Annotated in this window: 8 protein-coding genes and 3 riboswitches; of the genes, 1 reads left to right on the forward strand and 7 read right to left on the reverse strand. The window is 50.4% G+C overall.

What is annotated here, in order from left to right; translation table 11 throughout:
* Window positions 1-184: 184 nt before the first annotated feature.
* The 6 genes from BJP58_RS05785 to BJP58_RS05810 form a co-directional block, all read right to left on the reverse strand.
* Window positions 185-1,972: an SgrR family transcriptional regulator gene (locus tag BJP58_RS05785; protein ID WP_194543175.1), complete on the reverse strand. Its 1,788-nt coding sequence runs from the start codon at window positions 1,970-1,972 to the stop codon at window positions 185-187.
* A 191-nt stretch (window positions 1,973-2,163) separates the two neighbouring features.
* Window positions 2,164-3,447: a histidine--tRNA ligase gene (locus tag BJP58_RS05790; protein WP_194543176.1), complete on the reverse strand. Its 1,284-nt coding sequence runs from the start codon at window positions 3,445-3,447 to the stop codon at window positions 2,164-2,166.
* Between the two features lie 257 nt (window positions 3,448-3,704).
* Window positions 3,705-5,774, reverse strand: coding sequence for a catalase (locus BJP58_RS05795; RefSeq protein ID WP_194543177.1), 2,070 nt, complete (start codon window positions 5,772-5,774; stop codon window positions 3,705-3,707).
* Between the two features lie 260 nt (window positions 5,775-6,034).
* Window positions 6,035-6,895, reverse strand: coding sequence for an RNA polymerase sigma-70 factor (locus tag BJP58_RS05800; protein ID WP_194543178.1), 861 nt, complete (start codon window positions 6,893-6,895; stop codon window positions 6,035-6,037).
* 39 nt (window positions 6,896-6,934) lie between these two features.
* Entirely contained in the window at window positions 6,935-8,119 is a 1,185-nt protein-coding gene (locus BJP58_RS05805) for an NAD(P)/FAD-dependent oxidoreductase (protein ID WP_194543179.1), read from the reverse strand.
* A 164-nt stretch (window positions 8,120-8,283) separates the two neighbouring features.
* Window positions 8,284-9,744 (reverse strand): aminotransferase-like domain-containing protein, encoded by a 1,461-nt coding sequence (locus BJP58_RS05810; protein WP_194543180.1) that lies wholly within the window; start codon window positions 9,742-9,744, stop codon window positions 8,284-8,286.
* A 99-nt stretch (window positions 9,745-9,843) separates the two neighbouring features.
* Here BJP58_RS05810 and BJP58_RS05815 point away from each other — a divergent pair, with 99 nt between their 5' ends.
* Window positions 9,844-10,758, forward strand: a complete 915-nt coding sequence (locus BJP58_RS05815; RefSeq protein WP_194543181.1) for a DMT family transporter — start codon at window positions 9,844-9,846, stop codon at window positions 10,756-10,758.
* Between the two features lie 117 nt (window positions 10,759-10,875).
* Here the strand turns inward: BJP58_RS05815 and gcvH are convergent, their stop codons facing one another.
* Window positions 10,876-11,265, reverse strand: a complete 390-nt coding sequence (gene gcvH, locus BJP58_RS05820) for a glycine cleavage system protein GcvH (protein WP_194543182.1) — start codon at window positions 11,263-11,265, stop codon at window positions 10,876-10,878.
* A 174-nt stretch (window positions 11,266-11,439) separates the two neighbouring features.
* Window positions 11,440-11,561, reverse strand: a riboswitch (glycine riboswitch).
* A gap of 188 nt (window positions 11,562-11,749) precedes the next feature.
* Window positions 11,750-11,851: riboswitch (glycine riboswitch) on the forward strand.
* A 3-nt stretch (window positions 11,852-11,854) separates the two neighbouring features.
* Window positions 11,855-11,960: riboswitch (glycine riboswitch) on the forward strand.
* The last annotated feature ends 27 nt before the right edge of the window (window positions 11,961-11,987 follow it).

The raw sequence follows: 11,987 nt of genomic DNA on the forward strand, positions 1-11,987 counted from the left end.
GGAAGATTCATTATTCATGACGAGATCGCATGTGAATCGCAGCATACCTCAAACAATACTCGAATTATCGATAAACTTTATGGCTTCTTTCGAAAGCGGAGATCCCGAAGAAGCCGCACAAAATCCTTATAAGAAATAAAGAGCAAGCGCGGTTGTTCGCGCTTGCTCTTTTTATGAGAAGAAATCATACACGCCAAATCTGCTTGAAATCCAGCCATCCCAGATTATTGATGACAACCCCTTTATAAGAAGGATCCAAGCTTGCGTAAAATCTCGTATGAACCAAGAATGATACATGCGCTTCCTCCCGAAGCCTCTCTTCAATATGGGACAACAAACTCAAACGCTCCTCATACCACTCGCTGGCAAGCGCATCATCCACGCAATCCTTCACCCAATGATGCAGCGATGGATCCATGAACTCTTTAACCACGCTTCCCTTCTGCTCGTAATTCTCGATTAAACATACTTCTTCACCTGGAAGAACAAGGCCGTGCAAGACACAATCCATGGTGTTCATCACATCCGATTGGTGTATGGTATCCATCCTCTCCTCCCGGATGATCAATGGTATCCCGATGGAAGCGCACTGCTTCTGAACCCATTCGGCGTCTTTGATATGATTTGCGAGCGTAGCCATGGTAATGGGAGAGCCGTCATAACCCGACTGTTTCAGCAGTGACTTTGCGAGCTCGGGATCATGTCGGTCTTTACGGTAAGGCGCTTGCTCATCCATGATGAATCCTTTGGCCGGGTATAGCCGGTTGCCGCCAAGTTCGCGTATCATCTCGGCACGGTTCAGAATCAGGCTGAATGCCCGGCGAAATTCGATGGACTGATAGGGCCCCGGCTTCTTCATATTCCACGTAATCAAAGTCGTACAGCCTTCGGAAGATTCTATGATATCCACAGCATGCTTCTCACCTTTATGCTCGATACGCTCCGGATCTTGCAGCAGCCGCTCCCAGCTGACCTCGCAATGCTCCGCATCTTCGGGCATCATGATAATGTGGATGTTGTCCAAATGCGGCCGTCCCTGATAATAATGGGGATTGGCACGTATGGTCAGCCGTTCATCGGTCCATTCTTCCACCTGAAAAGGGCCCGTTCCGACAGGAAGCTTCCAGAACTGTTCTTCATTAAGACTCACCAAATGTTTGGGCACGATGGACATGCAAATGGAGCTAACAAACCGGATAAAAATTCGATTCGGCTTGTTAAGAATAAAACGAACCTCCCGAGGCGATACCGCCTCTACTCGCTGCAGTTCACGCACGATCCAAGCATTTCGTTTATCCCGTCCCAGGCGTTCTACCGTGAATTTCACGTCCTCCGCCGATAACTCTCTACCGTCATGGAACCGGATTCCTTTACGCAGGTGAAAAGTCCAGACCGTTCCATCCTCATTGCTGTTCCAATAATGCGCGATAACGGAAAGATATTGATCGTTGGCATTATCGTATATCACCAGCCGGTCAAATATCTGCTGGATCATATGAGCTTGAAAACTGTAGTAGCATTCGGCGGGATCCAACGTTTCAATCAAGCGGTACACGGGAAGCCGCAGCGAATCCCTTGCTTCCGCTTCCCCTTCTCTCATCTCCTTGCTAAAGCCAAAATGCCCGTTCATCCATTCCACGTAAGAATCGTTGGTGTGAATACCTTGACCATAGGTTCGCAGCAGTTCGAAGGCCTGCCGATATTCCCCTTTTAACGCGAGCTGCTGCGCAGCTTCCTGAAGCAGATCAGCTTGATCGGCTAGAAAGGTAAGCTTGGAACGATTTCCTCGCCCGCGTCCTGCCTTCCACATAATCCAACCCTTCTCCTCGAGCTTGCGTATAACGAGCTTGGCATTCCGCGTTGTGCAATATAGCGTTTCGGCGATCTGCTCAAGCGTCACTTCCGTAGCCGTGTTGGCCGGAGCGTTAACAGCAAGCTTTTGGTGCAGCATGAAGAATTGTTCGTACAGCATTGCAATCCGCTCCCCCCTGGTAACATCTATACGATTTATTCTACTTGGAGATCGTTTCGAGCGCGAGTCCCTTTTCGGTAGAAAACCATTATATTCGAAAAAGAACAAAGGCATTCCATATGTCGGCCTACACAAGTTGTTAGTCATGAGTTTACACGCCATGATGGATAAGCGCGGCTTCCGTCATGTTATCATTCACAGGATTGAATGATAAGCTCAACCGCCTTCTGCAGAGTCAATGCAAGCTCCTTGCCCTCGGTCATATTCTTCAATCGAACCATGCCCGCCGCCGCTTCATCTTCGCCGATTAGGATGGCATATGGAATACACTCAGCTGAAACAGAAGCTAATGTTTTCTTCAATTTACGGCGGTTGTCCGCCAATCGCGTATGAATCCCGCGATTCCGGAGTGCCGCTGCAGCCGTCAATCCTTCGGGTATGGTTTCTCCTATCGGGATAATCATAACGAGCGGCTTGTTTGTTTCAATCGGACGGTTTCGGATCATCTCCATGATGGATTCCATGCCGAACGAAAGACCCACCGTAGGATAAAGAGTGTCCTCGCGTCCAACGAGCTGCCCGATAATCGCGTCATACCTGCCGCCTCCACCCAAGCTTGAACGAAAGCCCTGAGATGCGTCAAAGATTTCATAAACGGTTCCTGTGTAGAAGGACAATCCTCGGGAAAGAAACGGATCAAATACGCAGATGTCTTGCAGCCCGACGCGCTGCAGCATATTTTGCAGGATCCGGACTTCTCGTGCTCCGCGCTCGTTGTCCAGGTTGTATTCGCTTGTTATTTGCGTTAATGTCGGCTCCTTGAGATCAACAAAATCAAGAATTTGACGACAAATCTCCGATGCGAGCTCCTTACCCGCAAGCTCTTGTCGAACACCCTCCTTACCCATCTTGTCGAGCTTATCCAGCGTCAGCATGACGGATGGTTTCATCTCTTCCGGTACGCCCAAAGCTCCAAGAATTTCACCAAGGAAGCTTCGGTTGTTCCACCGGAGCATGATCGGGATTTCAAGTCTCCGAAACACTTCGGCTGCAAGCTGCATTAGCTCAACCTCCGCTTCCGGTCCCGAGATCCCCACCACATCAACGTCGCACTGCAGAAACTCCCGCAATCTTCCCCGTTTGACGGGACCATCGCGGAATACCTTCCCCATCTCATAACGTTTGAAGGGCTGGCTGATGGCGGGATTCAGCGCGATTACCTTGGCGAATGGAATCGTCAAGTCGTACCGGAGGCCCAGACGTCGCGTTCCCTGATCTGTCAGCTGGTACATTTCCTTCAGAATTTCTTCCCCTCCTGCGTATTTGGAAGACAATAACTCGGATTCATTCAGAATGGTTGTCTCCATTTCAGCATAGTCATAACATTCAAACACTTCACGCAGCGTCGATTGCACCTTTCTTCGGATCGCCTGTTCTTGGCCAAAATAATCATACGTTCCTTTTACGTTCTGCATCGTAATCATCCTTTCGTTCTAAATAAAAATAAAAAACGCGCCGGACCTCATGGTCCCGCGCGCTGAATATGCGGCAGGGAGGCCAACGCGAACAGCGTTAGCCCACCCTGTAGAATGACAGGCGTGCTAACGCTGCTTGTGATGATGAAGTTGATTGAATTTGATGTTGATCATGGTATAATCCCCTTCACTGTTTAGCCAAATGATTAAGGGGAATTATAGCGCAATCGTGTTATATATTCAAGGGCAATCCATTCTTAGATCGTACGCGACCAATGGCGATGTGCCGCAATGGCATGAATGAAGGCCTCGCCGAAAGGCTTCAAATCCTCATTCTCTTGCGCAACCACGACCCCTTCACCACTGGATGATGGAAGCAAATTTGCCCCTTCGGCTATGGCTGCGATCGGCTTGAAATGCTGATACGCTTCCTTGACAAAATCCAGCACCTTCGGCTCCACCAGGAGCTCCGATACGCTTAACGCGCCGCCTGCGACAAGCACCGCATCGAACAAGACGGAATCCGCCCCAAGCAGCGAATGGTTCACTTCCAGTTCCGCGCCGGCTTTGCCTTGAATGACGCCGAGCTTTGCGCTAACCACCTCGGTGATGACGCCGGCTTGCTGCAGCTGCGTAAGCACAAACGGGAGTTCATCCGTGAATCCGTTGCCTGCCAGCACCGCCACTTTACGGGTTAACGGGAGCTTCACGGTATTCATCATGCTCAGTGCCGGAGAAGACTCGCTGGAAGCGGAGAAGCTGGTTTGCGGTGGCATGGTTCCGATGCCCTCCGAAATCCGGGTGGCAAGTTCGCTATCGACGTTCGCGAACAGGTCAACGACTTGCTGGCGAATTTCCTTTCGCTGTACTTTACCCAGTTCGAACTGGAATGCGGATACGATATGCTGCTTCTCGACCTCGGACATGCTGTTCCAGAACAGGGCCGCTTGGCTGAAATGATCCTTAAAGCTGTCACTGCGTGCCTGCACCTTACGCCCTTCCACCTTCTCGGTGTAATGCTCATAACCCCCGCGCTCCGCTGGAACCGGCTTCGGCGTGTTACCGGCAATACCGTTCTTATGATAGCTGACAGGGCCCTTATTGATGGTCATACGATGCATCCCGTCACGCTGATTGTTATGAACCGGTGCGATTGGACGGTTGATCGGAATTTCGTGGAAATTGGGTCCGCCGAGCCGTGAAAGCTGGGTGTCTGTATAGGAGAATAAGCGGCCTTGCAGTAGCGGGTCATTAGTAAAATCGATGCCCGGTACGACATGTCCCGGATGGAAAGCAATCTGTTCCGTCTCCGCAAAGAAATTATCTGTATTGCGATTGAGTGTCATTTTGCCAATGATTCTGACGGGAATGAGCTCTTCGGGCCAAATCTTGGTCGGATCAAGGATGTCAAAACCAAAATTGAATTCCTCATCCTCCCGAATCATTTGAACGCCAAACTCAAATTCCGGATAATTTCCTGATTCGATCGCATCCCACAGATCACGCCGGTTAAAGTCGGGATCCTTGCCTGCCAGTTTCTGCGTTTCATCCCATACGAGGGAATGCGTGCCGAGCACAGACTTCCAGTGAAACTTCACAAAATGTGCATGTCCTTCTTCATTCACGAAACGGAAGGTATGGACGCCGAAGCCCTCCATCATTCGGAAGCTTCGCGGAAGCGAGCGGTCGGACATCGCCCACATGATCATGTGCGCGCTTTCCGAATTGTTCGCTACAAAATCCCAGAACGTATCATGGGCGGATTGCGCTTGCGGAATCTCGTTATGCGGCTCAGGCTTGACTGCATGAACGAAATCGGGAAACTTCATCGCATCCTGTATGAAAAAGACCGGCATATTGTTGCCCACAAGATCATAATTCCCTTCTTCCGTATAAAACTTGGTTGCGAAGCCGCGTACGTCCCTGACGGTGTCGGCTGATCCCCTGGAGCCAGCCACCGTGGAGAATCGGACAAACACCGGCGTGACGACGGAAGGGTCCTGCAGAAATTTGGCTTTTGTATAATCTTTCATGGATTCATATAGCTGAAAATAGCCATGAGCCCCAAAACCGCGGGCATGCACGATCCGTTCCGGAATCCGCTCATGGTCGAAATGCGTCATCTTCTCTCTGAAATGGAAATCCTCCATCAAGGTTGGACCGCGCTCGCCCGCTTTAAGCGAATGTTCATCTTCAGCGACTTTAAGTCCATGATTGGTTGTCAAGTCTTTGCCGTCATTGTCTACCGTAAATTGTTCCAGCTGTTGGTCCTTGCTTGTCTTGCCCCGGCTGTTGTTAGCATTCGAATGGGTGTTGGATTTGTCCATTTGTCGGAACCTCCTGGTATGTAGGTAGTAGATGCGTGTCTGACGTAAATGCACTTGGTAACAGATCCGCTTGCGAACCCGAAATGTATTTACCCTGCATACTGGAATACGAATCCAGAATCAAACTTCCTTCATGAAAAGCTCATCTAACCGTCCGATTAGGTTTCGCGCCTGCACCTCCGGTTTCCAGCAAAAAAAGCAGCCCCCTCCCTAGAGGCGGACTGCTCTGAATGTACTTCGTCGATGTTCCTAGCCTAAACTTAAATCCCCTCAAGTTTATCCGGATTCCTCACAATATAAATATTTTGCAGCAATCCGTTCCGAATATTGACAAAGATAACGCCGGTAACACTTCCTCCCTGGCGGAATATAACAGCGGTTTGATGGTTCAGTTCCTTTACCTCGATCTCCGGCGCTACTCCATCCTCCAGCTGCGCTTGGTGAAGAATGCCGATGAGGAAACGGGCAACCCGCTCCTTGCTCTCGACCGGTCTCGCAGCTGCGATCACTTTACCGCCGCCATCGGACAACAATACAGCATCATCCGCTAGCAGGGATAGGACATGTTCGGCATCTCCTTCGGATAGGGCCGTGAAGAACCGGCTCACCCATTCCTCTGCCATGGACCCCACGCCAATCAGATCGTCCTCCGTGATCCCCATCTTTCCTCTCGCCCTGCTCATAAGCTTGCGGCAGTTCGCCTCGGTTTTATCGATCAGTCCGGCGATTTCCGGATAATCGAATCCAAGCGCTTCCCGCAGAACAAACACGGCCCGCTCCGAAGGAGACAGCCGCTCCAGCAGAACCAGCATGGCATAGGAGAGCAGTTCATGATTTTCGACGGCTTCATAGGACTCGCTATAGGCTTCCGGGATCGGTTCCGGAAGCCAGGGCCCGTAGTACTGCTCTCTTCGATTTCGAGCTGACTTGATTTCGTCGATGCAGCGATTCGTCACCATTTTGCACAGATAAGCTTTTGGCTCCTCCAGCTTCTCCAGGGGAAGACTGTGAACTTTCACGAACACATCCTGTACCGCGTCCTCTGCGTCCGACACCGTTCCGGTCATTTGATAAGCAAGATGAAACAGGAGCCCCTTATACTGCTCATACAGCTCTAACATGCCGTTTCTTCATTCCTTTCAAGCAGGATTGCTGCTAATTTATCGAACCATGCTGGAATAATTCCACATGAACGATTTGACCTTGTAAGCCAGCTTTCCTGTGATCATAATATCCATTCCCCAGGTACGCGACCAGACTAACCCATGTCCTGGCCCCAGACCGACCGTATAACCCTCCGGTACACTCTTATGCTTGGCTGCAGGCGCATCGATCAAATCCGCATGCACAATGCCGCCAAGTCGCGTCGCTTGGGGGATCGCTTCCTTGCATGTCATCCGGTCGGCAGCACCGTTAGCGGGATCAACCACATGCGCGCAATCGCCGATGCCATATACTCCCGGGGCATCTTTGACACGATAGCTTTCATCTACAACGATTTGACCGTCCATCGTAACCGGCAGTCCGAGGCTGAGGAGCGCGGGGTTAGGAGTGAGGCCAAGCGTCCATACCGTTAGGCCCACAGGGATCGGAGATCCATCGTTGACATGAACCAGCCCCAGCTCCTCTTTGATCACTCTTCTTCCATGATGAAGGACTACGCCAAGATCGGTTAGATATCGTTCAAGCCGATGCGCCACCTTCGCAGGTCCTTCCAGGAACAACCGTTCCTGAGAATTGAATAGGTGCACACGGATTAACTTCGGATCTAAACCAAGGTTAACCGCCTCTGTCCGCATGGCGTGGACCATCTCGGCTGACGTTTCGATGCCCGTTATGCCGGCACCAGCGACGGCTGCACTCATCAGCCGCTGCTTCTCCTGCGCATTCGTTTCCTTTACTGCCAACTTAAGGTTTGCGTGCCACCGTTCCCGGATCCGCTCCGCCGCTTCCAAGCCTGTCAGCGATATTCCGCCTTGTTCCGGTGCTGCCTGCCGCACGATGCTTCCTATGGCCACCACAAGGACATCATATTCCAGCTTATGTTCCAGACCTGTGCTGTCTTCCAAAGTCAGCTGCTTGCTCTCCTTATCCATGCCGATCACCCTGCCCTGTATGAAACGGGTACCTTCCGGCATGACCTGTTCCCAAGGAACGGTAATCCCCTCCTCACTCACTGCAGGACGGAACAGCAGCACTTTCCGCACATGGGCGGAACCCATATCGATCAGGATCAGGCGCAGCTTCCTTCCGCCTATTCCTTTATGACAAGCTTTATGAATCGCTTTTAGAGCATGTATACCTGCAAAGCCTCCACCAACGACAATACATGTTAGATCCTTCATGAGACAACCCATCTCCTTTTGTTTTATGCGATTTTGCACATAACACGAGAAAAGGGCAGTTTTTGTGACATTCAATCAGACCGTTTTTTTAAAATATTCCGTATTTATCGGCAGACATGATCTCTACATGACTTCGAGAAGAAATTCATTACTCACGTAATTGTTCATGCCAACGAGCCATGCTTCACCTGCTCCGAAATCTCGACGAGACGACGAATTCCCTCTTCCAGCTGAACTTCGCTGATATAGGAGTAGCTGAGTCTGATCCACGAATCCATCTGATCCAGCGGGTCGCATATACGCCCCGGCACAAAAGCTACGGATTCCGCCAGGCATTGCCGCAACAACGCATCCACGTTGATGTTTTCCGGCAGCTGTATCCATAGATTCAAGCCGCCGCCGGGGCTGTTCCATCGCCATTCTGTAGGCTCAAGCAGCTTCTCCATCTTATCCTTACGAAGCTCCAGGGCAATCCGCAGCTTGGCCACATGCTCCTGAAGTCTGCTCGAGAAGAAATAGTGCTGGAAAATCTTTTGCGTCAGCAGCGGCGTCCCGTTGTCCGACAGCGCCTTGGTCGGCAGGATGACATTCATCAGCTCCGGACGTGCCGCCAGCACCGATATCCGCAAGCCAGGGGCCACATATTTGCTGAAGCTTCGAATGTGAATGACATAGCCCTCGGTATCATAATAAAAAAAGGGCAGCGGCGGCGGATCTCCAAAATAAATGTCGTGATAGACCTCATCCTCCACCAGAATGCATTGATATCGTTCCGCCAGTTCAACCAGCGCCTTGCGCTGCGTAATCGGCACCGTGTAGCCTGTCGGATTCTGAAAGGTCGGGTTCATATAGAACAGCTTCGGCTTCTCCGTCCGCATAAGACATTCAATCTGCTCCAGGTCATATCCTTCCGGCATAATCTCAATGGGAAGCAGCTTGACATTTTGCTGCACAAAAACATCGATCGCCGGACTATACGTCGGCCGCTCAATCAACACCGAATCTCCGCTTTTGACAAGCGAACGCGAGATCAGGTCGATCGCTTGCTGGGATCCCGTCGTAATGAGCAGCTCATCCGGATGGACCGATATGCCTTGTTTGTCCATAAAGTACCGGGCCATCTCCTCGCGCAGCTCCAAATCTCCGGACACGGAAGAATACGTGCTTAATACCTTCGGATACATGTCAAACACTTGTTTCACGTGATTGGACAGGAACGCGTTCGGCAGCAGCGCAGGATCAATCAGCGCTTCCGACATCTGGTAATCGACCTGATGTCTGTGAATGTCGGACAAGCGGCTGCGATTGACATATATCGATTTCGCCTGATATTCCCAAGACCGGCTGGATGTATAGAGTTCCGGCAATGTCGCAGGCGCCTTAGCCGCTACGAAATATCCTGATTTATATTTCACTTCCACGATCCCGTCTTCAAGCAGCCGCTGATAAGCCTTCAGCACCGTTAACCGGTGAACGTTCAAACGCTCGGCCATCGCTCTCACGGACGGGATTCTTTCAGTCTCCTTCCACTCTCCCTGAGCAATTCCTTCTCGAATGGTGTCATAGATCGACTGCTGCAATGTCCGCTTACCTTGATGTTTGTCGTCCAGCGTTGATAATTCCATCTGTTTTTCCCCCGATCCGATATAGAACATATCTGTTCTACCAACCACCAATCTGTTCTATTAACTACCTATTATAGTATAGAAAAAGGAGGATGCTACATGATTATTTTTAACTACTTGCTTATGTGCGCCATATTCAGCACGACGTTTCTCGCCATCAAGATTGGCGTTGAAGCAGGACTGCCGCCGTTTCTCTCGGCGGGACTTCGGTTTCTTCTCGCGGGCGCCATCATCTTCCTGTGGATGGTATTGCAGCGGAAGGTAAAACCAAGCCTTCTCCTGCACAAGGAATTCCTTCTAATCGGGATGACCAGTACATTCTTGACGTTTGCAACGCTATATTGGGCCGAGCAGCACGTGTCCTCAGGGATCGCTGCCATCCTATCGGCAACAGGCCCCATGATGATTCTGATGATTCAATCGGTTGTAATGCGAAAGAATGCCCGGCGCAGTGATTATTGGGGGTGCGGGGTCGGTTTTGCGGGAGTATGTTTGCTTATCATGCCCGAGATAGCAATGGGGAGCGACCTCATCTGGATTCTGAGCTGCATCGCCATTCTTATAGGCGAAATCGGTTATAGCGTGGGCTCCCTCGCTACCCGAAAATTATCCTTTGACATGCCGGATATCTCGCCAATTATGATCAATGCGGTGCAGATGATGTATGGCGGCGCTGCCCTATTGCTGTTATCCCTGTTCAGTGAACAGGTACAATGGAATGGTATTCTAACGCTGCCAGCCCTCGGTTCTGTCTTGTATTTAACGATAGTCGGCTCGATGCTGGGGCATAGTCTGTATGCTTGGCTGCTAAAAGCAACAAATGCCTTTTTTCCGTCTACCTGGCTCTTTGTTTCTCCGATCATCGCGTTAGGATTAGGCGCATTTCTGTACGGCGAAGCGATTTCTCTTTATTCCATCGTCGGCAGCTTGCTCATCATCGGCGGAATACTGATCTTGAATCTGCCTGAGCTTCGAGCACGCCGGATCGCGCGCCGTGTGGCTTCAAGCACTTGATATCGAACCCTTCAAGGTTCCAAGGATTAGCACCATCATTTAAAACGGCTGCCACTCGTAAACCTCATTACGAGTAGCAGCCGTTATGTTTCATTATGCAATGTTATGATTCAATCCTTAATCCACTTTGGCACGATATGCCTCTGCAGTCAGCAGCTTTCCGAGTGCTTCCTCCAGGTCACCTTCCACCTCAACCTCAATGATCCAACCGCCTTCGTACGGCTCTTCGTTCACAAGCTCCGGCAGGTCTTCCAGAGAAGCATTCACTTTCGTGATGGTACCTGAAACAGGGGAATACAGTTCCGATACGGTTTTGACCGACTCAATGGTACCGATGCTGTCACCTGCGGCAACGACAGCGCCGGTCTCGGGGAGTTCAACGAATACGATATCGCCCAGCTGACATTGCGCATGATCGGAAATACCGACGCGCACCACATTACCATCTACCTTCAATGCCCATTCATGATCGTCGCTGTAGACCAAATTCTCTCTGATTTCGCTCATTTACGGATACTCCTCTTTTCTTAAAGAAATGAAATTAAGGTAAATAAATGAAAAAAAAGGACGCGAAAAAAGGCATTTGCCTTCTCTCTGTCCTCGGTACCTGAGAGTTTATGATCGACCGCTTCTTATGGTCCGATCTTTCCCCTTGGGTGGCTTGCGCACTCTCCAGAGCTGCGTCAGATGGCGGTTCGTTTACCTGAGAGATTACTCGTCAGCCTGGCGGGCGTAACGGTTTGCTCCTTCGGTGCCGCCAAGGTTTCACCCTTCGCGAGGCGGTCTCTCCCATCCATCGTCATCCGCATATTCGGTTGGCTTATTCTCCCACAGAATAAAACAGGGACGAAGTGATGTCAAGATATCTGACAAAAATTTTAAGATTGAAAATATTTTAGTGAAATAAAGGTTGACACTTTATGGCGAGACACGTTTATAATAATCACAAGAACGCAAGGAAGATGATGACAACTCAATAATTTTCACGCGGATGATGGTAGCGGGAGAGATTACCGACAGGATTGACAGGTAGCGCCGAAGGAGTAAGCCGTAACACGGTGAATCTCTCAGGCAAAAGGACCTTTACCGGACGCACCTCTGGAGAGAATTCTGAATGTAGAATCACCCACGGGGAAACTCACACACGCTTGACATTATACTTACATGACATGTGGGGTAACTCTCAGGTACAAAGGACAGAGCAGAAGGATTACGCAACGAGCGGGCTT

This window comes from Paenibacillus sp. JZ16, assembly GCF_015326965.1.
GTDB lineage: Bacteria > Bacillota > Bacilli > Paenibacillales > Paenibacillaceae > Paenibacillus_AQ.